This is a genomic window from Methylosinus sp. Sm6, assembly GCF_019802345.1.
Lineage (GTDB): Bacteria > Pseudomonadota > Alphaproteobacteria > Rhizobiales > Beijerinckiaceae > Methylosinus.
Map to the genome: position 1 here is coordinate 1 of NZ_JAINDZ010000050.1, position 24586 is coordinate 24586.

At 66.7% G+C, this 24586-nt stretch carries 27 protein-coding genes; 19 read left to right on the plus strand and 8 right to left on the minus strand.

The genetic code is table 11. From position 1 onward, the window contains the following. The first annotated feature begins 469 nt into the window (after nt 1-469). The 4 genes from K3F48_RS21325 to K3F48_RS21340 all read left to right on the plus strand — a co-directional run bounded on the left by K3F48_RS21325 (nt 470) and on the right by K3F48_RS21340 (nt 4284). Nucleotides 470-1009, plus strand: a complete 540-nt coding sequence (locus K3F48_RS21325; protein ID WP_255609561.1) for a hypothetical protein — start codon at nt 470-472, stop codon at nt 1007-1009. Between the two features lie 89 nt (nt 1010-1098). Next, complete coding sequence (locus tag K3F48_RS21330) at nt 1099-1461, plus strand: copper resistance CopC family protein (protein ID WP_222577464.1); 363 nt, start codon at nt 1099-1101, stop codon at nt 1459-1461. Between the two features lie 99 nt (nt 1462-1560). After that, on the plus strand, nt 1561-3468 hold the full coding sequence (locus tag K3F48_RS21335; RefSeq protein WP_222577465.1) for a c-type cytochrome: 1908 nt from the start codon (nt 1561-1563) through the stop codon (nt 3466-3468). Nucleotides 3469-3690: 222 nt separating this feature from the next. Beyond that, on the plus strand, nt 3691-4284 hold the full coding sequence (locus K3F48_RS21340; protein ID WP_222577466.1) for a copper chaperone PCu(A)C: 594 nt from the start codon (nt 3691-3693) through the stop codon (nt 4282-4284). Nucleotides 4285-4342: 58 nt separating this feature from the next. Here K3F48_RS21340 and K3F48_RS21345 read toward each other — a convergent pair whose 3' ends face one another. After that, entirely contained in the window at nt 4343-4597 is a 255-nt protein-coding gene (locus tag K3F48_RS21345; protein WP_222577467.1) for a hypothetical protein, read from the minus strand. Then, entirely contained in the window at nt 4588-6021 is a 1434-nt protein-coding gene (locus K3F48_RS21350; protein ID WP_222577468.1) for a glycosyltransferase family 87 protein, read from the minus strand. The genes K3F48_RS21345 and K3F48_RS21350 overlap by 10 nt, the downstream gene beginning before the upstream one ends. A gap of 225 nt (nt 6022-6246) precedes the next feature. Here K3F48_RS21350 and K3F48_RS21355 point away from each other — a divergent pair, with 225 nt between their 5' ends. From K3F48_RS21355 to K3F48_RS21370, 4 genes are all read left to right on the plus strand, one after another. Beyond that, nucleotides 6247-7449 carry a pyridoxal phosphate-dependent aminotransferase gene (locus tag K3F48_RS21355; RefSeq protein WP_222577469.1) on the plus strand — a complete coding sequence of 401 codons (1203 nt, stop codon included), beginning with the start codon at nt 6247-6249 and terminating at the stop codon, nt 7447-7449. Between the two features lie 111 nt (nt 7450-7560). Then, on the plus strand, nt 7561-7839 hold the full coding sequence (locus K3F48_RS21360) for a CCDC90 family protein (RefSeq protein ID WP_222577470.1): 279 nt from the start codon (nt 7561-7563) through the stop codon (nt 7837-7839). A gap of 304 nt (nt 7840-8143) precedes the next feature. After that, nucleotides 8144-8380, plus strand: coding sequence for a DUF1640 domain-containing protein (locus K3F48_RS21365; protein WP_222577471.1), 237 nt, complete (start codon nt 8144-8146; stop codon nt 8378-8380). A gap of 46 nt (nt 8381-8426) precedes the next feature. After that, entirely contained in the window at nt 8427-8783 is a 357-nt protein-coding gene (locus K3F48_RS21370) for a GIY-YIG nuclease family protein (RefSeq protein WP_222577472.1), read from the plus strand. Between the two features lie 90 nt (nt 8784-8873). Here the strand turns inward: K3F48_RS21370 and K3F48_RS21375 are convergent, their stop codons facing one another. Beyond that, entirely contained in the window at nt 8874-9473 is a 600-nt protein-coding gene (locus K3F48_RS21375) for a superoxide dismutase (protein ID WP_222577473.1), read from the minus strand. Nucleotides 9474-9662: 189 nt separating this feature from the next. Further along, nucleotides 9663-10289 (minus strand): hypothetical protein, encoded by a 627-nt coding sequence (locus K3F48_RS21380; RefSeq protein WP_255609562.1) that lies wholly within the window; start codon nt 10287-10289, stop codon nt 9663-9665. A gap of 327 nt (nt 10290-10616) precedes the next feature. Between K3F48_RS21380 and K3F48_RS21385 the strand changes: the two genes are divergently transcribed. Then, nucleotides 10617-11066 (plus strand): hypothetical protein, encoded by a 450-nt coding sequence (locus K3F48_RS21385; protein ID WP_222577475.1) that lies wholly within the window; start codon nt 10617-10619, stop codon nt 11064-11066. Between the two features lie 3 nt (nt 11067-11069). Here the strand turns inward: K3F48_RS21385 and xth are convergent, their stop codons facing one another. Next, nucleotides 11070-11870, minus strand: a complete 801-nt coding sequence (gene xth / locus K3F48_RS21390; RefSeq protein WP_222577476.1) for an exodeoxyribonuclease III — start codon at nt 11868-11870, stop codon at nt 11070-11072. A 44-nt stretch (nt 11871-11914) separates the two neighbouring features. Beyond that, the gene (locus K3F48_RS21395; protein ID WP_222577477.1) at nt 11915-12994 is read right to left on the minus strand and encodes a YcjF family protein; all 1080 of its coding nucleotides are present in this window, start codon (nt 12992-12994) and stop codon (nt 11915-11917) included. A 261-nt stretch (nt 12995-13255) separates the two neighbouring features. On the opposite strand from K3F48_RS21395, the gene recJ reads away from it, so the two are divergent. From recJ to K3F48_RS21420, 5 genes are all read left to right on the plus strand, one after another. Further along, entirely contained in the window at nt 13256-15079 is a 1824-nt protein-coding gene (gene recJ, locus K3F48_RS21400) for a single-stranded-DNA-specific exonuclease RecJ (RefSeq protein WP_222577478.1), read from the plus strand. Nucleotides 15080-15353: 274 nt separating this feature from the next. After that, on the plus strand, nt 15354-16226 hold the full coding sequence (locus tag K3F48_RS21405; protein ID WP_222577479.1) for a septal ring lytic transglycosylase RlpA family protein: 873 nt from the start codon (nt 15354-15356) through the stop codon (nt 16224-16226). Nucleotides 16227-16345: 119 nt separating this feature from the next. Further along, nucleotides 16346-17536, plus strand: a complete 1191-nt coding sequence (locus K3F48_RS21410) for a D-alanyl-D-alanine carboxypeptidase family protein (RefSeq protein ID WP_222577480.1) — start codon at nt 16346-16348, stop codon at nt 17534-17536. Further along, on the plus strand, nt 17533-18249 hold the full coding sequence (tmk, locus tag K3F48_RS21415; RefSeq protein WP_222577481.1) for a dTMP kinase: 717 nt from the start codon (nt 17533-17535) through the stop codon (nt 18247-18249). The genes K3F48_RS21410 and tmk overlap by 4 nt, the downstream gene beginning before the upstream one ends. Next, nucleotides 18246-19325 carry a DNA polymerase III subunit delta' gene (locus K3F48_RS21420; protein WP_222577482.1) on the plus strand — a complete coding sequence of 360 codons (1080 nt, stop codon included), beginning with the start codon at nt 18246-18248 and terminating at the stop codon, nt 19323-19325. The genes tmk and K3F48_RS21420 overlap by 4 nt, the downstream gene beginning before the upstream one ends. A 7-nt stretch (nt 19326-19332) precedes the next feature. Here K3F48_RS21420 and K3F48_RS21425 read toward each other — a convergent pair whose 3' ends face one another. Together K3F48_RS21425 and K3F48_RS21430 are read right to left on the minus strand one after the other, a co-directional pair. Beyond that, the gene (locus K3F48_RS21425; protein WP_222577483.1) at nt 19333-19548 is read right to left on the minus strand and encodes a DUF1289 domain-containing protein; all 216 of its coding nucleotides are present in this window, start codon (nt 19546-19548) and stop codon (nt 19333-19335) included. A 130-nt stretch (nt 19549-19678) separates the two neighbouring features. After that, a complete protein-coding gene (locus K3F48_RS21430; RefSeq protein ID WP_222577484.1) occupies nt 19679-19957 on the minus strand; it encodes a DUF1640 domain-containing protein in 279 nt (92 codons plus the stop codon). A 23-nt stretch (nt 19958-19980) separates the two neighbouring features. Here K3F48_RS21430 and K3F48_RS21435 point away from each other — a divergent pair, with 23 nt between their 5' ends. Genes K3F48_RS21435 through K3F48_RS21455 form a run of 5 tightly spaced genes read left to right on the plus strand, consistent with a single transcriptional unit; the run spans nt 19981 to nt 24325 of the window. Beyond that, nucleotides 19981-20496: a DNA-deoxyinosine glycosylase gene (locus K3F48_RS21435; RefSeq protein WP_222577485.1), complete on the plus strand. Its 516-nt coding sequence runs from the start codon at nt 19981-19983 to the stop codon at nt 20494-20496. 56 nt (nt 20497-20552) lie between these two features. After that, nucleotides 20553-22127 (plus strand): methionine--tRNA ligase, encoded by a 1575-nt coding sequence (metG, locus tag K3F48_RS21440; RefSeq protein WP_255609566.1) that lies wholly within the window; start codon nt 20553-20555, stop codon nt 22125-22127. A 13-nt stretch (nt 22128-22140) separates the two neighbouring features. Then, a complete protein-coding gene (locus K3F48_RS21445; RefSeq protein WP_370631466.1) occupies nt 22141-22659 on the plus strand; it encodes a hypothetical protein in 519 nt (172 codons plus the stop codon). Nucleotides 22660-22676: 17 nt separating this feature from the next. Continuing rightward, complete coding sequence (locus tag K3F48_RS21450) at nt 22677-23534, plus strand: TatD family hydrolase (protein ID WP_222577486.1); 858 nt, start codon at nt 22677-22679, stop codon at nt 23532-23534. Further along, on the plus strand, nt 23531-24325 hold the full coding sequence (locus K3F48_RS21455; RefSeq protein WP_222577487.1) for an MBL fold metallo-hydrolase: 795 nt from the start codon (nt 23531-23533) through the stop codon (nt 24323-24325). Before K3F48_RS21450 ends, K3F48_RS21455 begins: the two co-directional genes overlap by 4 nt. The last annotated feature ends 261 nt before the right edge of the window (nt 24326-24586 follow it).

A 24586-nucleotide genomic window follows, 5' to 3' on the forward strand; every position in this document is an offset into this window, starting at 1 on the left:
GACATGCCCTGATCGACTTCGAGATCGAACCGAACACCAGCCGGACGGACCGAAAGGTCCGGCCGGGTTTTCTTATGAACGGACAAGGAAAAGCGAAAGAGCGCGTTTATATCGCAATGCGATAGAATGCGGCGTTTGGACGCAGGTCCAAAGGTCGCGTCCGCGCCCGAACACGCATAGAATTCCAATGTGCCCGAAGGAAGCTCCGATCCTTCGCGCCGATCTGCCGTCGGCGGCGGCTGGCGATTTCATTTCGTATCGCTTTTGCACTATGAAACGATGCGCCAATGGCCTCGCGGGCCGCCGATGTTGCGCGGATGCCGAGGCGCGTGACGAAAATGCAGCGGCGCCCTCCTCTGATCGAGGAGCCGCATCGTCGAGAGGAAGGAAAGCGATGATCGTTCGGGCTATGAAATCATGTTTCTCGGCGCTAGCGCTGTGCTTCGCGTGGGCGAGCGCGACGCCCGCCATGGCCGGGGGCGACGGTCCCGAAGCGATGGTCATGGACAATATGTGCATGGTCATGTTCGGCTATGACATGATCCACATCACCGCTTACGAGGCCAATGGCGCCCGCGACCAATATTGCGACCATATTCCGGTGGTCGGCCGCACGATCTTCACCTTCGATATCACCAATCCAGAATTCCGCGATTATCCGATCGAGGTGCGCATCATCCGGGATCCGCTCGTGCCGCTCGCCGCCGACGCCGATCTCGAGCCGCTCACCATCATTCATCTTCCGCCGAAGCTCTATCGAACGGGCACGTTCAATTTTGAGCATACATTCACCGAAAAGGGTCATTTCATCGGCTTCGTCACGCTCACGCGGCCGAACGGGCAGAAAGAGACCCAGCTGTATAAATTCATGGTCGGGCAGACCTGGTGGTCGTTCGTGCCGCAAGTGCTCGGCGCCGTGCTGATCGCGCTGATGGTCGCCGCCTATTGGCGCCACAGCCATCCCAAGACCAAGACCGCCGACGCCGCCGATGCGCTGAAGTCATCTTGAACGCGGCTCGCGGCCGACCAGATCAGATCAGATCATAAAAGCGCATCGCGCGATCGTGACGGCGCGATGAGAACGGGAGGAGCCGAAGAATGAAGCTGATATTTGGCGCCGGCCTCGCGGCGGCGATCTGCCTCGGCGCCGCGACGGCGCTCGCGCATTCGTTTCTCGTCGATGCGTCGCCCTCGGCGAAAGACCATGTCGCCGCTTCGCCGAAGCTCGTGAAGCTGCGGTTCGGCGGCGGCGTCGAGCCGGCCTATTCCTCGATCTCGATCCTCGACTCGACCGGCAAGCTCGTCGTGGAAGGGGCGAAGGGACAGGCGGACAAGCCGCGCGAGCTGACGCTGGACGCGCCCGAGCTCGCGGTCGGCAACTATGTGGTGAAATATCGTGTTCTCTCGTCCGATGGCCATATCGTCGAGGGGAAATACGAGTTCACGGTCGATCCTCACTAGCGCGAGCTCTCGAGCCGAGCTCTCGAGCCGAGAACATCGGGCGGCGCCGACGGGCGGGGCGCCGCGCCGCGTTCGCGAGCGTAACGGAAGTCGAAACCCATGGAATTGGCGACGCTTCGCTTTGTGGAGAGCCTGCTCTCCGCTCTCGCCGTCGGTCTGTTGCTGCTGCCGCGCCTCATCGAGGAAGACGGCAAGCGATTTGAAAAGCCGATCGCCGTCGCGGCGGTCCTGCGCGTCTTGTTCGGCTTCGGCCTCATCGTGGCGACGGCGCGCAACATCATTCCCACGCAACGGCCGCTCGATTGGCCGACGCTCGCCCAGTTCGTCTCGGGCACGGTGATCGGCAGGGCGTGGCTGGCGACGCAGCTTCTCGCCGCGGCTTTCGCCGCTGTGGCGCTGCTTCGCCTGTTCGTGCGCAATCGCTGGCTCGACCGCGCCACGCTGGCGCTCGGCCTCGCGGCGGTCGCCGTGGTCTCGGTCACCGGCCATGCGGTGGACGACAGCCTGCCCATCTACACGCAGCTGAGCTTCCCCTTCCATACGCTCGCGGGCCTTACCTGGGTCGGCGGACTGCTCGGCCTCGTCTATTGGATGCTGACGGGCCGCGACAAGCCGCCGGAGGTCGCCTGGCGCATTGCGGAGCGCTGGTCGCGCGTCGCCAAGGGCGCGATGCTGGTGGTGCTGCTCAGCGGCCTCGTCATCGCCTGGGAGACGGTCGGGCTGTTCGGCTTCATGCTGGCGACGCCCTATGGACGGCTGCTCACCTTGAAGCTGGCGCTGCTCTGCGGGGCTTTGCTGCTCGCCCTCTCGCTCGCGCGCTATCTGACTCTGCCGCACAGCAAGAAGCGCTTCGACGTCGCCTGGTACGCCAGGATCGGCGGATATGAAGCCGGCTGCGCCGTCTCGCTGTTGTTCCTCGCCGGCTGGATCGCGACGATCACCCCGGCGGCGCATGAGACCAATGTCTATTGGCCGCTGCCCTTCCGTTTCACTTACGCGGGCACCTGGGGGCTCAAGGTCATTCCCTGGCTCGATCCGACCTGGAACTGGGGCGTCGCCGGGCTCGCCCTCGCGACGGTCGCCGCGCTCGCCTGGTTCGTCCCCCGGCTGCGCCGATGGCGCGTGATGGCGACGCCGGTCGTCGCCGGCGCGGCTCTCGTCTGCGGCCTCGTCTCGGTGTCGGTGCAGGCCTATCCGGAGACCTACACCGATCCGCCGGTTCCCTATGTCGCAGCGTCGGTCAAGCGCGGCTATGAGACCTTCCAGGCCAATTGCGTCGCGTGCCACGGCGTGACCGGCGAGGGCAATGGCCCGATGGCGAAGGGACTCAAGGTTCCGCCGGCCGATCTCACCGCGCCGCATGTGGCGACGCATACGCTCGGCGACATCTTTCACTGGCTGACCTATGGCGGGCAGAGCGGCGTGATGCCGCCCTTCGCCGACGCGATCGGCGAGGACGAGCGCTGGGATCTCATCAACTATCTCACGGTCCTGTCGAACTCCAACCAGTCGCGCTTCCTGAGCCCGAAGGGCGTCATCCAATGGCTGGTCGCGCCCAATTTCGCCATCGACGATCCGAAGGGCGAAATCGTCGACGTCGAGAAGCTGCGCGGAACGCCGACGCTCGTCTCCTTCGCGCGCTGCAAGGCGGAGGACGCCGATTTCGCAGAGAAGACCGCGAGCCTCGCGACAGCGGCGGAAACGGCGGCGGCGACCAAGGCGCATCACGTCACCGTCTATTTCGGCGCCTGCCCCGCCGATCCGCGCGCCTATCCGACGAGCCATCCGGATGCGGTCGAGCTCACCTATTCGATCATCAACCACTATCTGGACGAGCCGGTCATCAACGAGATTCCGGAAGGCCATTTCCTGATCGACCGCTCGGGCTATGTGCGCGCCCGCTTCCGCCACTTCGGCGCCGAGGATGGCAATGTCTCACTGCTGAAGGCGCAAATCGCGCTGACCGCTTCGGAGCCGATCGTCTATGTTTCTCCGCACCAGCACTAGAGCGGCTTCCGATCGGATCGGAAGCCGCCCCAGCGGTTGGTTCGGAGCGAATTCTGATCGCCCGACAATTCCGTTCGAGCGCATGCCGCTCTCGGGAGCGCGGGCGCGTCATTCGCCGCAGGGTCGCAATGTGGCGGACGAGGCCGAACCAGCCTCTCGTCGAGGAAAATGCGACGCATGAATGGACCGACGAGACGGTCGGCCATGCAAGGGAGAATGCAGATGATCATCAAGCGGCGTGATCTGTTGGCGGCGGGCCTCTTGGCGGGCGGAGCGGCGCTCTGCGCGCTGATCCCGGCGACGGCGACCCGGGCGCATGAATACGACCTCGGCAAGCTCACCATCGAGCATCCCTGGGTCCGCGCGCCCAAGGACGGCGACACGACGGCCTATTTCTACGCTTTCGTGCACAATAAGGGCGATGTGGCCGACAAGCTCATCGCCGTCAAATCTCCCAATGTCGGCAAGGTGGCGCTGCACGCCGGCGCAACGCATGAGATCGCGCAGGGCGGCATTGCGATACCGGCCGGAAAGACGACGACGTTGTCGCCCGAGGGCGCCCATGTCGTCCTCTCCGAAGTGAAGAAGATCAATCCCGTCGGCTGGGGAATGGAGCTCGTGCTGGTGTTCGAGAAGGCGGGCGAGGTTACCGTCGACGCGGCGGTCGATGCGCCCGACGCCAAGCACGCCCACGACGCCGAGGCGTTGGCGCGCTGGGAGAAGGACCATCCCGACGGCTATAAGGCCGCGCCGGCGGGAGAGCATCACGATCATGGCGATCATCACCATGATCATGGGGATGCGGCGAAGAAGTAACGCGCGGGATCGACGGCTCGTCCCGCGACGGGCCGTCACCATTTTCGGCTTGGCGGGGTCAATTCTCTCTATTCTCGGATTCGAATGTGACGAGCCGGCCGGAGAAATCGCCGCTGTCGGACAGGGACACGGGCTGAGGCGGCGAGCTGCGCGGCGCGTTGAGCGGCAGGGCGAAGCCTAAAACGAAGGCGGCGAGCGCCATCGCGGCGACGAGCAGCAGCGACACTCGGAACTGGCGTCGCGCCGACTCGGGATCGAAGCTGCGGGTGAAGGCGGGCTCGAGCCGATCTTCGAATTTGTCCACTAACGACATGACGCTTCCTCTTTCGGGACGCTGTTCTCGACTCCATGCGCGTCGCCGCGGCCCCCATCCGCCGCCAATGCGCACGTCGAGCGACCGATCCGCCGCCAGATTGCTCGACCTGACGATAACGGCGACATGCGGGGGAAAGTTTCATCGGCGCGCCGAAGCAATCGTGATTTTTTCGTGAAAACGGCGAGGCCAAATGCGCGAAAGATCGAATTCGAGCGATTATTCGCCACTTCGTCCGTGCGCGCCGCCTCTCGCAGCGCCACGATAAACAGGGCGGCGAGCGTCGCCGCGCCGAGCGGAAGGCCGGCGACGCTCGCGAGCGGACGCGCGACGAGCGGGACGACGAAGGCTGCGGCGAGCGTCGTTTTGACGAAGGGCCCGAAACCGCGCTCCATGCCGAGCGCCGTCAGCAATGCGAGGGCCGGCGCGAGCGCCGCCATATCGTAATCGAGGCAATAGGGCGTCGCGAGCAAGGTCGCGACGATGGTCGCTGCAGCCTTGGCGCGCTCGTCCGCCGCCGAGCGCCACAGCACGGCGATCGCGCCAACGACGAGCAGCGTCGTCGCCGATTGAGCGGCATAGGCGGCAGCCACGTCGCCGCCGAGCAGGCGCGCCGCGGCGAAGACGCTCTGAATTTTCGCAAAGCCCGCCGCTCCGTCCTCGAGCACGATCGAACGTGTGTCGGCGAGGCTGCGCGCGAAGGCGATCCATGTGTCCGGGCCGAAGGCGGCGGCGCTCGCGGCGATCATCAGCGCCGTCGTCGCGCTCGCGGCGGCGATGGTTTTCCAGCGCCCGCCGGCGATGAGCGCGACCGGCAGCACGAGCGCGAATTGCGGCTTATAGGCGAGCAGGCCGAAACAGACTCCGGCGACGAGCGGGCGCGGGCGCAGCTGCAGAAAGCCGAAGCCGAGCAGAGCCGCGGTCAGGAACCCATTCTGTCCATGGCCGAGATTGACCAGTGTCGCCGGAAAGGCGAGCGCCGCCAGCGCGACGCGCAAGGGGGGAATCGCCATCCGCCGCAGGATCGCCAGCGCCGAAGCGAGATAGAGGAGGAGCGTCGCGATCTGCCAGAGCGCCAGCGCCTGCAGATAGGGCAGGGCGGCGAGCGCCGCCGCGGGCGCGAGGAAGAAGGGCGGATAATGCCAGCCATAGACGTCGCTCGTGGCGCCGAATTCCGCCCGTTGCGCGGCGATGTGGCGGGAGAGGTCGAAGGGAGCCTCGGGATGTCCGCGCAGAACCTCGAGGCCGGCGACCCAGACCTGCGAGAAATCCGTGCCGAGCGGATGCCCGTTCGCATCGAAGCGGCCTTGCGCGAGGGACAGCGTCGCTATGATCGTCACGACGGAGAGCGCGAGGAGCATCGGCGGATAGACGGCGAGGCGCTGCTCGTCCAGCCAGGCCCCATTTCGCAGGCTCCGCCACATCTTGCCTCTCCCCATGGGCTCCAGAGCGAGCGGAGCCATGCGCGGAAGCTAGGGCGCATGCGTGTAGAATCCGGAAATCCACGCAGGTCGCGCCGCCCTGTCGCACCTCGCGTGGTGAATTTCGATTGAACGGCGCGCGGGCGGCGTCTATGGTCCGGGCTTGAATTGTGCAGCGCACACTTCGCCTGTCGCAGCATCGAACCGCTCTAGAGAGGAGCCCCGCCGATGGCCTTCATCGCCGACGCTTTGTCCCGCGTGAAACCTTCCGCCACGATCGCCGTGACGCAGAAGGCGCGGGATCTCAAAGCGCAGGGCAGGGAGGTGATCTCGCTCTCGGTCGGCGAGCCGGACTTCGACACGCCGACGCATATTTGCGACGCGGCGGTCGAGGCGATCCGCCGCGGCGAGACGCGCTACACGCCGGTGCTCGGCATTCCGCCGCTGCGCGAAGCGGCCGCGAAAAAGTTCAAGCGCGAGAACGGGCTCGACTACAAGGCCTCTGACGTCATCGTCGCCACCGGCGGCAAGCACATCCTGTTCAACGCCTTTCTGGCGACGATCAATCCCGGCGACGAGGTGATCGTGCCGGCGCCCTATTGGGTGAGCTATCCGGAGATGGTGGCGATCTGCGGCGGAACCACTGTCTTCGTCGACACCACGATGGAGCACGGCTTCAAGCTGCAGCCGGAGGATTTGGAGCGCGCCATCACGCCGCGCACGAAGTGGCTGGTGCTGAACTCGCCGTCCAACCCGTCCGGCGCCGCCTACACGCATGACGAATTGAAGCAGGTCACCGATGTGCTGCTGCGCCATCCGCAGGTGCATATCCTCACCGACGACATCTATGAGCATCTCGTCTATGGCGATTTCAAATTCGCCACCGTGGCGCAGGTGGAGCCGAATCTGTTCGAGCGCACGCTGACGATGAACGGCGTCTCCAAGGCCTATGCGATGACCGGCTGGCGCATCGGCTACGCCGCCGGCCCGGCGCCGCTGATCAAGGCGATGGACATGCTGCAGGGCCAGCAGACCTCCGGCGCCTGCTCGATCGCGCAATGGGCGGCGGTGGCGGCGCTCGAAGGCCCGCAGGATCATCTCGCGACCTTCCGCAAGGCGTTCCAGGAACGGCGCGATCTCGTCGTGTCCATGCTCGGCCAAGCCAAATATCTGCAATGTCCCTCGCCCGAGGGCGCCTTCTATGTGTTCCCCTCCTGCAAGGAGGCGATCGGCCGCAAGACGCCCGAAGGCAAGGTGCTCGAGAGCGACGTGGATTTCGTCACCGCGCTGCTGGAGGCGGAAGGGGTGGCCGTGGTGCAGGGCTCGGCCTTCGGCACGGGACCGAACTTCCGCGTGTCCTATGCGGCGTCGAACGCGACGCTGGAGGACGCCTGCGGGAAGATTCAGAGGTTCTGCGCGAGCCTGAAATAAAGCAACGGCCATCGCGATGACGGGACGCCGCGGGCGGCGTCTCGCAAATCAGCGTGATCCACGCTATCTTGACGCAGGAGGCCGATCCTGGCCGGCGCGGAAGCCCCTCCCATGAGCGTCGCATTCGACACGCTGAAATTCGTCGAAAAGCTCGAGGCGGGCGGCTTCACGCATGAGCAGGCCAAGGCGGCGGCGGAGGCCTTCGCCGAGGCGACGAGCCAGGAGCTTGCGACCAAATCCGACTTATTGGTCATCCGCTCTGACATTTCGGCCGTCCGCGGTGGAATGAGAGAGCTGGAGCTGCGCATGACGGTCAAGCTCGGCGGGCTGACCATCGGCGCGACCGGCGTCCTCATCGCGGCGATGCGCTATTTCACCGGTGGACATTGACGTCCGACCGACGATCGCGAACGGTGTAATCGGGTGAAGGACTACAGCCCCATCGCCTCATCCTGAGGAGCCCGCGAAGCGGGCGTCTCGAAGGATGGCAATGGGGAGAAACCTTTGATTTCGCCCCGCGGCCGTCCTTCGAGACGCCGCCTACGGCGGCTCCTCAGGACGAGGGCTGGGGATTTTATCCTTCACCCGATTGCCCTGGGCAAGCGGCAGTTGCGCCTCGACTGAGGGCCGGAGGCAGGCTATTTTGGGAAGCGAAGAGCGAAGGCTTTTCCTGGGCCTCCGAGGAGCCCCTCCCATGAGCGTCGCATTCGACACGCTGAAATTCGTCGAAAAGCTAGAAGCGGGCGGCTTCACGCACGAGCAGGCCAAGGCGGCGGCGGAGGCCTTCGCGGAGGCGACGAGCCAGGAGCTCGCCACCAAAGCGGACCTGCGCGAGCTGGAGATGCGCATGACGGTCAAGCTCGGCGGTCTCATCATCGGCGCGACCGGCGTCCTCATCGCGGCGATGCGTTATTTCACTGGCGGACAGTGATGTCCGATCGGCGATCTCATTCAGACAAGCGATTGGGAAGCGCGAGATGAATCGAAAAAGCGAGCTGAAGCGAACGTACAAGGAAACGCCGAAGAAAATGGGCGTCTACCGGGTCGTGAACCGGCAATCGGGCCAGTCGCTGCTCGAATGCGGACGCGACGTCGACGCGCGCCTCAATCGGCACATGACCGAGCTGCGGTTCGGCTCGCATCGCAACAGGGCGTTGCAGGACGATTGGAACCGCCTCGGGGCGGACGCCTTCGCCTTCGAGATCGTCGAGCTGCTGAAGCCGCTGGACGACAAGGATTACGACCCCGCCAGCGATCTCGAGGCGCTGCTCCAGCTGACGCAGGAGGGCGAGGAATTCGCTCCGGCGAAGCTCTACAATCCCACGAACCGATGAACGCGCGGCGGGTTCCACGGGATATTCTGGTTTGACGGCGGCGTCGCGTCGCCGCGTCGCCGCCGTATGTGCGCGTTCGAAACGCCGGCCTTACTTGGTCGCCGCCTCGTAGCACGCCTCGACATATTCCCAATTCACGAGATGGTCGAGGAAGGCCTTGAGGAAGTCGGCGCGGCGGTTGCGGTAGTCGATGTAATAGGCGTGCTCCCACACATCGGCGACCAGCAGCGGCGTCGCGCCATGGACCAGCGGGTTCTCGGCGTTCGGGGTCTTGCGCACGGCGAGCTTGCCGTCCTTGACCTCGAGCCACACCCAGCCCGAGCCGAACTGGCCGAGGCCCTGGGCCAGGAACTCTTCCTTGAACTTGTCGACCGAGCCGAACGACTCGACGATCGCCTTCTCCACCTTGGCGGGAACCGCGCCGCCGCCATTGGGCTTCAGCCACTTCCAATATTCGGAGTGGTTGTAGATCTGGGCGACATTGTTGAAGATCGGCACGTTCTTGCCGAAGGAGGCGACGATGACCTCCTCGATCGGCTTGCCCTCGAACTCCGTGCCTTTGATCAGATTATTGGCGTTGGCGACATAGGTCGCATGATGCTTGTCATGATGATACTCGAAGGATTCCTTCGACAAATAAGGCTGCAGCGCGTCATAGGCGTAAGGAAGGTCGGGGAGGGTGAAGCTCATAATCCATGCTCCTGACTGGGGTTCGCGAGCGCGGCAGGGGTCCTTGGCGCTCGCCTCTACCTAGAACCCGGCAGGGCTCCAAGCAACTTCGCACGTCCGCAGTCTTACAAATTTCATGCAAATGCCGAACGACAAGCCGCCCGCCCGATTAAAAAGCCCGCCCCGATCGGATCGGAGCGGGCGCAGCCGTCATTCGGCTTGATGCAATGCGCCGACCGCCTCGGCGGATTCGGCCTGTTTCCGCTTGCGCCAGGCGATGCGCCAGAGGCCAGCGCTCAACGCCAGGAAGCCGATCGCATAGAGAATGTACTCGATCGAGTTCCACAGGCTGAACACGCCCACAGAGAAGGGGAAGCGAGAGCTCCATTCGTGTCCGTCGCGGTCGGCGACGGTGACGATCGCGACATATTTCCCCGCCTTCTGGAAATCATGCTCGAAGGTCATGGTCGCGTTGCGATAGGTTTTCGGCGGCGCGTAGAACCGCGTGACAGCGCCGAGGTCGGCCTTTTCCGTCGCTTCTCCGACATCCTCGACGATTCGCACGCCGATCGCGATCTCACGCAGATCGACGCTCGGCTCGGCCGGCGCGGCGGCCGGAGCCCTATTCTGCGCCATATAAGAGTCGGGCAAGCGGTCAGGCTCCATGGCCGAGAGCGCAATCACGGTCGGACCGACCCTGGCGATGTCCTCGCAGAATTCCTCCGGTTCGCCCTTGCGCTGATAGCCGATGAAATGAACCTTGACGGGTCCGACCTTCACCACACATGTGTCCTGCTCGAGCTTGACGCCGCCATGGGCGAGAGCAGATCCTGCCATCGCCAAAGCGGATGCAAAAGCAAGCATAAATAATCCACGCCTCGATGAGCGCGTATCCATTGTCTTCGACTCCCCTCTATGGGCGGGCCGCCGGCGCCATTTCGTGAAGAGACATGCGTCTCTCCATTCGATGTCGTCATTCGTCTTTTGAGTTACGATGCGGCTTGGCGCCGCAGCTGCGCCGCGATCCGGCCGGCCGATCCGCCGCCAGCCGAACGAATCGCCGCTCTCCACATTCACGCCGAAATTTTCGCGCGGAATGAGGTTCGATCGGCGCTCGGCCGCTTACGCGAGCCGCTTGTCGTCGGCGACCATGAAGGGACGACAATGCGGCGCTGGTTATTCTCTGTTTCACGCTGGGCGGTCATCGCCGGCGGGGTGGCGCTCGCGCTCTGGGGCCCGGCCGCCATGTGGAAGGGCTGGGAGACGATACAGATCGAGCGGGGCTGGAGCCTGTTCATCGCCGGCGCTGTCGCGACCTCGGGCGGACTCGTCACATTGGCGCTCGGCGCGGTGCTGTCGCGGCTCGACCATTGGATCCGCAGCGCCGAACGTCGGGCCGAGCAGGCCGCCGCCAGGGAGAGCGCGGCGGCGCGGGAAAGTCTCGTGTCGCGGCTGCGCGCTCAGACCGAGGACGCGCCCATCGAGGTCGACCGCTACAGCAGCGGCGGAACGGTCTATGTGATGTTCTCCGACGGCTCGGTGGAGCTGCGCGGCTCCGGCGGCGCCCGGCGCTTCGCCTCGGTCGCCGAGCTGAAGGCGCAGGTCGGCGTCTGACGCTCAGACGGCCAGACTGATCGTCACCGGCACATGATCGGACGGCCGCTGCCAGCTGCGCGCCTCGCGCAGCACAGTCATCTCCTGCAGCGCGCCGGATAGCGCCTCGCTCGTCCAGATATGATCGAGCCGGCGGCCGCGGTCCGATTTCGTCCAATCCGCGGCGCGATAGCTCCACCATGTGTAGAGCTTCTCGCTGTCCGGCACGAAGCGCCGCATGGCGTCGACCCAGGGGCCGGCGCTGAACACGGCGCCGAGCTTCTGCACCTCCACCTCCGTATGGCTGACGACCTGCAGCAGCGCCTTGTGGCTCCACACGTCATGCTCGAGCGGCGCGATGTTGAGGTCGCCGACCAGCACCACGCGCCCGTCGGTGACGCGCTCGCGCACGACCCATTCCTTCATCTCGTCCAGGAAGCCGAGCTTGTGGGCGAATTTGGGATTGATGGTCACATCGGGCTCGTCGCCGCCCGCCGGCACGTAGAAGTTATGGATGGTCAGCGGCGTCCCGCCATTGGGCAGGCCGACCGACACATGGCGCGCGTCGCCGGTCTCGCAGAAGTCGCGGATGTCGAGCAGCTCCAGCGGCTGTTTCGAGACGACGGCGACGCCGTGATAGCCCTTTTGCCCATTGATGGCGAAATGCTCATAGCCGATCGAGCGGAAGTCGGAATAGGGGAATTCGGCGTTGCGGCACTTCGTCTCCTGCAGGCAGAGCACGTCGGGCGCATGCTGCTTCAGGAAATCGACGACGAGCGGAATGCGCAGGCGAACCGAATTGATGTTCCAGGTGGTGATCTTCATCCGACCGACATTTCTCGAACGAGGGACAGCATAAAGGCGAAAGGTCAGCTCTTGGTCTTGTCGCCGAACAAGAAGGGCGCCACATCGGCGACGCCGGGCGGCTTCTCGGCGCAGAAGGGCATCGGCCGGCACACCGCCAGGGCGGAAAGGCCGACGCGAGCGGTGAGGAGGCCGTTGAGCACGCCCTCGCCGAGCCGGGCAGAGAGCTTGGCGGCGAGCCCATGCCCGACCACCTGCTGCAGCAGCGAATCGCCGATCGCCAAGCCTCCGGTGATCGCGAGATGCGCGCCGACCGAGCGCGCCAGCTTGAAGAAGCCGAGCAGGCCCGGCCGGCCGCCATAGATTTCCGCGATGCGGCGCATCAGGCGGATCGCCTGGGCGGCGACGAACAGCACGTCGAGCAGCGCCCGCGGGCTGATTGTCGTGACGATCGACACGCGCTTCGAGGCGTCCGCGATCTCGCGGCGCGCCTGCGCGTCGAGCGGCACGACGAGATGGCGCTCGGCGAGGTCGACGAGATCGCTGCCGTCGATGATCTCCTTGGAGAATTCGATGACGAGCGCCCGCGCCCGCCCGGTTTCGGGGCGGTCCTCATAGAGCTTGCAGAGCTCGACGACGCGCTCGCGCGCCGCCTTCACATCGTCGCGGCTGCGCGCCTCGGCCAGCGCCAGATGCAGCTGGGCGATGCGGTTCTGCCGCAGGATCGCGAAGCTCTCCCGGGCGAGCAGGGCGGCGAGGGCGACGCCCGCGACGCCGGCGAGCGCGAGTCCGACCGCGCCGAGCAGCGCCGAATGCGCGAACAGGTCCTCGACGAGATTGGTGAGCCACATTCCGCCGGCGAGCGTCACGAGGCCGAGGACCGAGGAGGCGAACAGACCGCCCCAGGAGAACAGCACGCTGCGCAGCACGCCGCTCTTCTGCGCCGCCTCCACCGCCTTCTCCTGCTCGACGGGATCGCGCGTCGGCTCCTCGAGCTCGAGGGCGAAGATGTCGGCCTGCGGCTCGATGAAGCTCGCCGGGGCGGCGCGCTCGGGCTCCTGCGGGCGCGCGCTCTTGGGCGGGACGATCTGCTCGCCCTCCAATCGAAAGGCGCGCGGGCGGGGCCTTCGCTCTGCTTCGCTCATCTCTTGCTTTCGCTGTCCATGGCCTCGCGCTTTCTAGAGCGCTTTGCGATCGAACGGAATCGTTCGATCGATCAGAATTCGCTCCAAGTCGAAAAAAGCTAGCGCAAGGTCGCCGATCCTGCTCGGGATTTCTCCGCCGCCTCGCGCAGGCCTGTGGACGACTGCGCGGCGCAGCTCCAGGCGGCTCGCTTTCGCCTATTGCGGATTGTAGCGTCCGGCCTTCGCCGTCACGGCGCGATTCGCAGTCTCATAGAGCCGTCGATGTCCGATTCGATCGCCTTGCGCGACGAGCGCCGCTTTTTTTTGGGGGTCGAGCGCTCGATCTCGGAGCGAGCCTGGCGCCCGCGTCTCGCGCCCGCGGAAGAGGGGCGGGCGCTCGCCATCTCCCAAATCCATGGCCATGGCGATCTGCTGGCGCGCGTGCTCGCGGGACGCGGCGTGACGCCGGAGAGCGCGCCCGCCTTTCTCGAGCCCACCCTGCGCTCCTTGATGCCCGACCCGTTCGTGCTCCAGGATATGGAGGCGGCGGTCGACCGCCTCGCCCGCGCCGCGGAGACCGGCGAGCAGGTCGCCGTCTTCGGCGATTATGATGTGGACGGCGCGGCCTCCAGCGCCCTCGTCGTCGAGTTTCTGGCGGCGGCCGGCTGTCCGCCGCCTTTTCTGCACATCCCCGACCGCATTCTCGAGGGCTATGGTCCCAACGCCGAGGCGATTTCCGAGCTGCGGGCGCGGGGGGCGAGCCTGCTGGTCACGCTCGACTGCGGCACGACGAGCCATGAGGCTCTCGCCCACGCCCGCGCGATCGGCCTCGACGCCATCGTCATCGATCACCACCAGGCGCCGGAGCGCCTGCCCGAGGCGATCGTCGTCAATCCGAACCGCGCCGACGATCTCTCCGGCCTCGGTCATTTATGCGCCGCCGGCGTCGCCTTCATGACCCTCGTTGCGCTCGCGCGCGCGCTGCGCGAGCGCGGCCTCTGGACGAGCGCGCGGCCGCAGCCGGACCTGCTCGCCGGTCTCGACCTCGTCGCTCTTGCGACCGTCGCGGACGTCGCGGCGCTGCGCGGCCTCAACCGCGCCTTCGTGACCAAGGGGCTCGCGGTGATGCGGGGGCGCCGGCGCGTCGGCGTCGCGGCGCTGCTCGACGCGGCGCGGGTCGACGGCCCGCCGCGTCCCTATCACCTCGGCTTCGCCCTCGGACCGCGCATCAACGCCGGCGGACGGATCGGCGACGCCGCTCTCGGCGCCCGGCTGCTGACGCTGACCGACCCGATCGAGGCGGCGCGGATCGCCGCCGAGCTCGACCGGCTGAACGGCGAGCGGCAGGTCCTGGAGAAGGCGACGCTGGCGGAGGCGGAGGCCGAGGCCGACCGCCAGCTGATGCGCTCGAACCGGCTGTCCTGCCTCGTCGTGGCCGGCGAGGGCTGGCATCCGGGGATCGTCGGAATCGTCGCCTCGAGGTTGAAGGACAAGTTTAAGATTCCTTCGTTTGTCATTGGACATAAAGGAGAAATTTGTTCAGGTTCAGGTAGAGCTTCAACTGGCGTCGACCTCGGCCGGGCGGTGCGCCGCGCGGTCGAGGACGGGCTCATCGAGAAGGGCGGCGGACATCGACTCGCGGCCGGCGTCACCCTCGTTCCGCAGCGGATCGACGCCTTTCGCGCTTTCATGAACGACGCGCTCGAGGAGGAGGTGGAGCGCGCCCGAGCCGGCGACGCGCTGCTCGTCGACGGCGCGCTGACCGCCCGCGGCGCCGACGTCGACCTCGCCCGGTCTCTGGAGAGAGCGGGGCCGTTCGGCTCGGGCAATCCCGAGCCGCTGTTCGTCTTTCCCGACCATCGCGTCGTCGACGCCGGCGTCATCGGCTCGGATCATGTGCGGGTTCGGCTGCAGTCCGGAGACGGAGCAAGGCTCGAGGCTGTCGCGTTCCGCGCTGCGGGAACCGAGATCGGCGACGCGCTGACGCGCGGCCGCGGCGAGGTCCTGCATGTCGCCGCCCGGGTCGGAACGCGGGTCTTTCGTGGGCTCGAGCGGGCCGAAACGCGGATCGTCGATCTGGCGCGGCCCGATCGGCGATCATCGTGAACGCCGCGTTACCCCCTTTGTAGAGTGGAGCTTTTCCGATTGGCCGGGTGGGGATTGTCGCATTTTGGTCGCAATTGGCCGCTCTCATGGCCAAGCTCGAGAGTTGCGACGGGGGCGGCGGCTGCGGGTTAACTTTTACGTAATTGCCTCGCGCCACACTGGAGGAATGCGATTGCTGAGGACCGGCGATGTTTGGGCGCGCGCGCGCCGCGCTATTCCGAATTCGACGAGTCCGAGGCGCCTGCTTCTCACACGAGCGAATGCGCGAGACATCATGGTTCTGCGATCCGGACTGCCGACTCTTCGCCGCTTCCTCGCCCTCATCGGCCTTTGCGCCCTGGCCGGCTGCTCCTCGGCGCCGCCGCCCGTTCAACGCCTCGCCCATCATCGCGGTCAGGTCGACCCCCGCTATGGCGTCGCCCCGAGCCCCCGCGTCGTCGCCGACGGCGAGCCGGTGCCGCGCGGCGGCGGATCCTACATGGTCGGCAAGCCGTATCAGATCGCCGGCAAAACCTATTTTCCGAGCGAGCGGCCCTATTCTTCGATCGGCCTCGCCTCCTGGTACGGCTCCGATTTCCACGGCCGCAGGACGGCCAATGGCGAGGTGTTCGACCTCGAGTCGATCAGCGCCGCCCATCCCACCATGCCGCTGCCGAGCTATGCGCGCGTCACCAATCTGCGCAATCATCGCTCGATGATCGTGCGCGTCAACGATCGCGGCCCCTATCACGGCGGCCGCGTGATGGACGTATCGCAGCGCGTCGCCGAGGCGCTCGATTTTCACCGAGTCGGCACGGCGCGTGTGAAGGTCGATTATGTCGGCCGCGCGGCTCTCGAGGGCTCCGACGACGAGAAGCTGCTCGCGACGCTGCGCGACGATGCGCCGGCCATGCTGCCGGGCGTTTCGCCGATCCTGGTCGCGAGCCGGCCCGAGCCGGTGCGCACCGCAATGCTGGAGGCTCCGCCGCCGCGCATGGAGCGCGCGTCGGCCTCGCGCCGCGACGAGCCGGAGGAGGCGGTCGCCGCCGCTTCCGTGCCGGTTTCGGCGAAGGCTCTGGCCATGGCGAGGAGCGCGCCGCTGCCGCCGTCGCGTCCCTTCGATCTCGGCGCGTCCTCGCACGGCCGGACGAAGCAGGCCGCCAACTGAGCGCGTCACGCGCGGCGCCCGTGGTTGCTTTCTGAAGACGGACGCGCCACATTCCTGCGGACAGGCTCGCATCGGGCGCTCCCGCGCGCCGACCGCGATCGAACGGAGCGAGAGCGCGCGTGTTTCTTCTCCTTCCCAGTCCCCTCCTTCGCGTCGTCCTCGCTCTCGCCGCATTCGCGGCGGGGTCGGGCCTTGCTCTCGCCGAGGGCTTTCAGACCAGCGTTCCGAACGCCATTCTGGTCGACGCCGGAACGCGCACCGTGCTGCTCGAGAAGGCGGCGGACGATTTCGTGACGCCGGCTTCGACGGTCAAGATCATGACCGCGGAGATCGTCTTTCACGAGATCGCCGAGGGCCGCTTGAAGCTCGACGACGAATTCACCGTCTCCGAGCATGCCTGGCGCAGCGGCGGCGCGCCGGCCGGCGGCTCGGCGATGTTCCTCGCCGTCAACAGCCGCGCGCGGGTCGAGGATCTCATTCGCGGACTCGTGATCGTCTCGGGCAATGACGCGGCCATCGCCATCGCCGAGGGCGTCGCGGGCTCGGAGGAGGCCTTCGTCGGCCGCATGAACAAGCGCGCCTCGGAGCTCGGCCTCGTCAAATCCGTGTTCGGCAATCCCTGGGGACAGGCGGGGCCGGATCAGAAGGTGACGCCGCGCGAGATGGTCCAGCTCGCCGCTCACGTGATCGACGCCTATCCGGACCTTTATCGCTATTTCAGCGAGAAAGAGTTCGCCTGGAACAAGATCCGCCAGCAGAACCGCAATCCGCTGCTGACGATGAGCCTCGGCGCGGACGGGCTGAAGACGGGCAATATCGACAATTCGGGCTTCGGCATCGTCGGCTCCGCGGTGCAGGACGGCCGCCGGCTGATCGTCGCCGTCTATGGCGCCAAGACCGCGAAGGAGCGCGCCGAGGAAGCGCGCAAGCTGCTGCAATGGGGCTTCCGCAATTTCGAGGAGAAGCCGCTGTTCAAGGCGGGCGAGGTGATCGGCCAGGCGCAGATCTATGGCGGCGAGCGCGGCTCGGTCGGCGTCGTCTCGCCGACCGATGTGAAGGTGCTGCTGCAGAGGGGCGGAACCGAGAAGCTCGCCGGCAAGATCGTCTATGAGGGTCCGCTGATCGCGCCGGTCGCCGCCGGCGCCAAGGTCGCCAAATTGGAGATTCGTCGCGGCGCGACGGTCGTTCTCGAGCAGCCGCTGGAGGCGGCGGAGAGCGTCGATAAGGGCTCGCTGCCGAGCCGCGCCTTCGATGCGGCCTATGAATATGCGGCCGCGGCGATTCACAGCAAGCTCTCGAAGAAGCAATGAGCGCCGAACCGCCCTTCGGCTCGCACGGGCGGGAAAAGGGCCGCCCCGGGCGCTTCGTCACGCTCGAAGGCGGCGAAGGCGCGGGCAAGTCGACGCAGATGCGCCTCCTGCAGGAGACGCTGGCCGAGCGCGGCGTCGAGGCGATCGCGACGCGCGAGCCCGGCGGCTCGCCGCATGCCGAGGCGCTGCGCGAGGCGCTGCTCGGCGGCCGGGCGGCGCCGCTCGGTCCGCTCGGCGAAGCGATCTTGTTCTCGGCGGCGCGCATCGATCATCTCGACCGCCTCATCAAGCCGGCGCTGGCGCGCGGCGCCTGGGTGATCTGCGACCGTTTTGCCGATTCGACGCGCGCCTATCAGGGCGCGCGCGGCGGCGTCGATCCGCGGCTGATCGCGCTGCTCGAGCGCGTGGCGCTGCTCGGCGCCAAGCCGGATTTGACCATCATCCTCGATATTCCGCCGGAGGAGGGACTGGAGCGCGCCAAGCGCCGGCGTCGGCCGGACGAGCCGCCCGACCGTTTCGAGAGCGAGGGGCTGGCCTTTCACGAGGGGCTGCGCCGGGCCTATCTCGACATTGCCGCGAGCGAGCCGGGCCGCTGCTGCGTCGTCGATGCGCGCGCGCCCGAGCAGGAGGTCGCTCAGGCGATCTGGCACATTGTCGAAGCACGCTTTTTTCGGCCGGAGGCGGCGCTTGCCGCCGCGAGCGCGACCGCGTGAAGGACGAGACGGAGGGCCTGCCGGAAAGCGACCGCTTCGCCGACGCCCCACATCCGAGAGAAGCCAACGATTTTTTCGGCCATGCGGAGGCCGAGCGCGAGCTGCTCGACGCCTTTCGGCGCGGCCGGCTGGCGCAGGCCGTGCTGATCGGCGGGCCGGAGGGGATCGGCAAGGCGACGCTCGCCTGGCGCTTCGCCCGCTTTCTCATCGCGCATCCCGATCCCTCCGCTGCCGCCGCCCAGGCCGCCGTCTCGCTGCAGGTGCCGCCCGATTCGCCGGTCTCGCGGCGCATCCGCGCGCTGGCGCTGCCGGACGTCTCGCTGCTGCGCCGGACCTGGAACGAGAAGAGCAAGAAGCACTATACGGAGATCCGCATCGAGGATGTGCGGCGGCTCATTCATCTCTTTCAGCAGAGTTCCGGGGCCGGCGGCTGGCGGGTCGCCATCGTCGACAGCGTGGACGACCTCAATCGTTCGAGCGCCAATGCGCTGCTGAAGCTGATCGAGGAGCCGCCCGAGCGCTCGCTGTTCCTGCTGATCGCCCATCGGCCCGGCCGCGTGCTGCCGACGATTCGCTCGCGCTGCCGCAAGCTCGCGCTCGCGCCGCTCGCCGAGAGCGAGATCGTCGACGCCGTTCGTGCGCTCGGCTCGCCCTGGAGCGCGCGGCCGCAGGCGGAGCTGGCCGCGGCGGCTGCCCGCGCGGAAGGGTCGGTTCGCGAGACCTTGCGGCTGCTCGACGGCGACGGCGTCGCCTTCGACTCCGCGCTGCGCGCCATGTTCGCGCGCCTGCCGCAGGTCGACTGGCTCGCCGTGCATGCGCTCGCCGACCGGCTGACCGGCCGCGACAATGAGGACGCCTATGAGACCTTCATGAGCGCGGTGTTCCGCTTCCTCGACCGCGCCGTGCGCGCACGAGCGGAGCAGGGGGCAGGCGCCGCGACGCTCGTGCCCTATGCCCGCGCCTTCGAGCGCATCGACGAGGCGGCGCGCGACACGGAGATCTATAATTTCGACAAGCGCGGGCTGATCCTGGCGGTCTTCGCCGATCTCGAGGAGGCGGCGCGGGGCGGCCGGTGAGAACCGCTCAGCCGCTCGGCGGCTTCACGCCCGGAGCTTTGCGCGGAACCCAGACCGAGGAGAGGCGGGCGCGCCGGCGTGGCAGCTCGGCCAGAATGCGCGCGCGCTGCTCCTCGGAGGCGTCGCGCCAAACGGCGATCTCGGCGGTCGTGCGCGCGCAGCCGACGCAGAGTCCGGCGCGCGGATCGATGCGGCAGACGCCGATGCAGGGACTATCGACCATTGCGCGAGAATGACAGCATGAGATTGCGACCCAGGACGTTCGGTCGATAGACGAGGAGCGCCGAATCGACGCGGCTAACGCGCGGGCTCTTACGGCGAGCCTTCAGGTTCGTTTCGCCTCGAAGGCGGGGCTATGGATGTCCGGCGGGAAGATAGCGAATCGCCGTGAGGACGACGCCGACTGCGACGACCATGATCGAGCCGAACCAGATTTTCAGATCGCGCACCGCAGTCTCGATCTTCGCGTCGAGCCGAAGCTCTGTCTCCCTCAGATCCCTCTTTGTCGCCAATTCCTGGCTCGTCGCCGCGGCAAAAGCTTCTGCGGCCGCTTTCGCCTGTGCATGGCTGAAACCGCCCGCCTCCAGCGTTTCGACGAATTTCAGCGTATCGAAAGGGACAGAGTTGCTCATGGGTTCAAGATAGGCTCGCTCGATTGTTCGATCAACCGATCTCGAAAGGCTTTCCGCCGGTCGCCGGCGCCGGCGCCCGCGCGCTGATCCTCGGCTCTTTGCCGGGGCAGGTCTCGCTCGCCCGCGTCCAATATTATGCACAGCCGCGCAACGCCTTCTGGCCCATCATGGGACGGCTGTTCGGCGCGGCGCCGGAACTGGCCTATGAGGAACGGCTCGCCCGCCTCGTCGCGCGCGGAGTCGCGCTGTGGGATGTCTGCGCGGAAGGGCGCCGGCCCGGCAGCCTCGATCAGAAGATCGACCGCTCGAGCGTCGCGCCCAATGATTTTGCTGCGTTTCTCGACGCGCATCCGCAAATCGGCCTCGTCGCCTTCAACGGCGCCACGGCCGCGACGCTGTTCCGCGCCAAGGTCGCGCCGACCTTGCCCGCGCCTCCGCCGCGCACGATCCTGCTGCCCTCGACGAGTCCCGCTCATGCCGCCATGCCCTTCGAGCGCAAGCTCGCTCTGTGGCGGGAGGCGCTGCGCGAGCTCGTTTGAGCCTTCGGCTGTTCTCCGCGCTTTCGCGGCGCGGCAAAGCGCGCTAGACCAGCGGCATGGCCGAGCGTCCGACTTTCATGATCACCACCGCCATTCCTTACGCGAATGGCGCGCCCCACATTGGTCACGCCTATGAGCGCATCGCGACCGACGCCTTCGCGCGGTTCAAGCGGCTCGACGGCTTCGACGTGCTGTTCGTCACCGGCATGGACGAGCACGGCCAGAAGATGCAGCGCACCGCCGAGCGCGAGGGGCTGACCCCGCTCCAGCTCGCCGACCGCACCGCCGCGCAGTTCCAGCACATGGGCGAGACGCTGAACGCGCTCGCCGACGATGTCGTGCGCACCACCCAGCCGCGCCACGCCGAGACCGTGCTGGAGATCTGGCGGCGCATGGAGGCGGCCGGCGACATTTATCTCGCCAAATATTGCGGCTGGTACTCGGTCCGCGACGAAGCCTATTACGACGAGAGCGAGATCGCCGAGGTCGAGGGCAGGAAGCTCGCGCCCACCGGCACGCCCGTGGAATGGGTGGAGGAGGAGAGCTGGTTCTTCCGCCTCTCCGCCTATGCCGACAGGCTGCTCGCCCATTATGAGGCGCATCCCGATTTCATCACGCCGGAGAAATATAAGAACGAGATCGTCGCCTTCGTGAAGCGCGGCCTCTCCGATCTCTCGATCAGCCGCACCACCTTCGACTGGGGCATTCCCGTCCCGCCCAAGCCCGAGACGGCCGCCAAACACGTGATGTATGTGTGGGTCGACGCGCTCACCAATTACATCACCGCGACCGGCTATGTGACCGGGGAGGGGGATCGCACGCGCTTCTGGCCGGCGAACGCCCATGTCATCGGCAAGGACATCACGCGGTTTCACGCCATCTACTGGCCGGCTTTTCTGATGTCCGCCGGCGTGCCGCTGCCCAAGCAGATCGTGGTGCATGGCTTTTTGTTCAGCCGCGGCGAGAAGATGTCGAAATCGCTCGGCAATGTGGTCGATCCGAACGACCTCGCCGAGCGCTATGGCGTCGATCAATTGCGCTATTTCTTCCTGCGCGAGATTCCCTTCGGCCAGGACGGCAGCTATTCGCACGAGGCGATCGTCAACCGCATCAACGCCGACCTCGCCAACGACCTCGGCAATCTGGCGCAGCGCTCGCTGTCGATGATCGCCAAGAACTGCGGCGGCGCGGTCCCGGCGCCGGGAGAATTGACCGAGGCCGATCGGGCGCTGCTGGCAGAGGCGGCGGCCGTTCTGGGCAAGGCGCGCGAGGCGATGGACGATTACGCGCCGCATCTGGCGCTCGCCGAGATTTTCCGCGTCGTCGCCGAGGCGAACCGTTATTTCGCTGGCGAGGAGCCCTGGGCGAAGAAGAAGACCGATCCAAAGCGCATGGAGACGATTCTCTATGTGACGGCGGAGGCGCTGCGGCGCCTCGCCATTCCGCTGCAGCCGTTCATTCCGGGCGCGGCCTCGAGCTTGCTAGGACTGCTCGGCGTCGCCGAGGACGCGCGCGATTTCGCCCATGCGGGCGAGGCGCATGCGCTCACGCCCGGCGCGCCGCTACCGGCGCCCGCTCCGGTCTTCCCGCGCTATGTGGAAGAGACGGAGGCGGCGGGCGAGAAAGGCTGAAGCGGAGAGGATCGTGAGCGAGCGGCGATCGCGCCGGATGGGGCTCGGAATTCTGGCGAGCGCGGCCGCCGTCCTTTGGGCGGGGGCTCTGCACGCCGAGGGCTGGCGCAGCTATCGCAATGCGCGCTTCGGCACGACGGCCGATGTGCCGAAGGACTGGACCATGGGCGAAGCGCCGGAGAATGAGGACGGCCGTGTCTTCACCTCGCCCGACAAGCAGTCACGGGTCATCGTCTATGGTGGGTTTCGGACGGATCAAAAAGAGCAGGAGTTCGCCGATCGGCTCGCGCCGGGCGAGGGCGAGACCGTCTCCTATCGCCGGCAGGGCAAGGATTGGCTGGCGGTCTCCGGCACGAAAGGCGATCGAATTTTTTATCGAAAATCGCTGCTCTCCTGTAACGGAGCAGTCTGGAACACCATATCCGTCGACTATCCCGCTTCGATCAAGAAGAAGCTCGACCCGCTGGTCACCCGTATCGCGCGCTCGCTGCGTCCCGGGCGCAGCGACGCGCATATGACCGACTGCCCCTGACGAGGCGTTAGACGAAAATGCTGATCGACACCCATTGCCATCTCGACTTCCCCGATTTCGCTCCCGAGCAGGAGGAGGTCGTGGCGCGTGGCCGCGCGCAAGGCGTCGCGCGCTTCGTCACCATCTGCACGCATGTCGAGAAGTTCGGGCAGATTCGCGCCGTCGCCGAGCGCTATGACGATGTGTTCTGCACCGTCGGCACGCATCCCAATCACGCGCATGAGGAGCGCGAGGCGAGCGTCGCCGAGCTCGTCGAGCTGGCGCGTCACGAGAAATGCGTGGGGCTGGGCGAGGCGGGGCTCGACTATCATTACGACAAGGCGCCGCGCGATCTCGCCCATCGCGTGTTCCGCACCCATATCGCCGCCGCGCGCGAGAGCGGGCTGCCGCTCGTCATCCATTCGCGCGACGCCGACGAGGATTGCGCCGCGATTCTGCGCGAGGAAATGGGGAAGGCGGCCTTCCCGGCCCTGCTCCATTGCTTCACCAGCTCGCGCGCGCTCGCCGAGACGGCGGTGGAGCTCGGGCTCTTCATCTCCTTCTCGGGCGTCGTGACCTTCAAGAACTCGCAGAGCCTGCGTGACATTGCCCGCGACGTGCCGATGGACCGGCTGCTGGTCGAGACCGACGCGCCGTTCCTCGCGCCGGTGCCGCATCGCGGCAAGCGCAATGAGCCGGCCTATGTCGCCGATACGACGCGCGTGCTGGCGGAGGTCAAGGGCGTCGCCTTCGAGGAGATGGCCGCGCAGACGACCGCCAATGCGCTGCGGCTGTTCTCCAAGATGACGCGGCCCGACGAGGCGAGCCTGACGGGTCGCGGTCCGGGCGCGGACCTGGACCGCGTCCCTTCAGGCTCGCAACGGGCGGCCGAATGAGCCTCACCGTCACCATCCTCGGCTGCGGCTCCTCGGGCGGCGTGCCGCGCGTCGGCCAGGGCTGGGGAGCCTGCGACCCGAACAATCCCAAGAACCGCCGCCGCCGCTGCTCGATCCTGGCGACACGGACCGAGGGCGAGGCGCGCACCAATGTGCTGGTCGACACCTCGCCCGATCTGCGCGAGCAATTGATCGACGCCGGCGTCGGCCATCTCGACGCGATCCTGTTCACCCATCCGCATGCCGACCATACCCATGGCGTCGACGATGTGCGCGGGCTGGTGCTGGAGAGCGGCCGCCGCATCCCGGCCTATCTGGACGAGCCGACCGCCAGGATGCTGACCACGCGCTTCGACTATATTTTCGAGACGCCGCCCGGCAGCTATTATCCGCCGCTGCTCGACGAGCATCGCATCCATCTCGGCCGCGAGATCGCCGTCGAGGGGCCGGGCGGGACCATCGAGGCCATGCCGTTCCGCCTCGATCACGGCGACATGGACGCGCTCGGCTTCCGCATCGGCGATCTCGCTTACACGCCGGACCTCAATTCCGTGCCCAAAGAGAGCTTCCGCCACCTCGAGGGCCTCGACGTCTGGATCATCGACGCGCTGCGCCACAAGCGGCACGGAACGCATTTGTCGGTGGCCGAGGCGCTCGAATGGATCGCCCATTTCAAGCCGCGCCGCGCGATCCTCACCGACTTGCACGTCGATCTCGACTATCGCGCGCTCGCCGCCACGCTGCCGGAGCATGTGACGCCGGCCTTCGACGGAATGCGCGTCGAGCTCTGACGCGCAGCGGCGCAGTCAATCCTTCCTCGGCCATGAGCGGAGGCCGGCGGCGATGTCGCCGCCGAAGCCGATCAGCCCGAGCCGCAGGACGGCGAGGAAGACCTCCCGCGCCGCGCTGCTCTGCGTCCGGGACCAATTGTGTGGAACATCGACAGGCTCCTCGTCGCGAGGTCGTCGGCCTTTCTAGGGCTCCGAATTCGGGTTAACGGCGGTTAACGGATGGGCTCAGGCGTGATTCCCTATCGGCGGAGTGATTCTGGA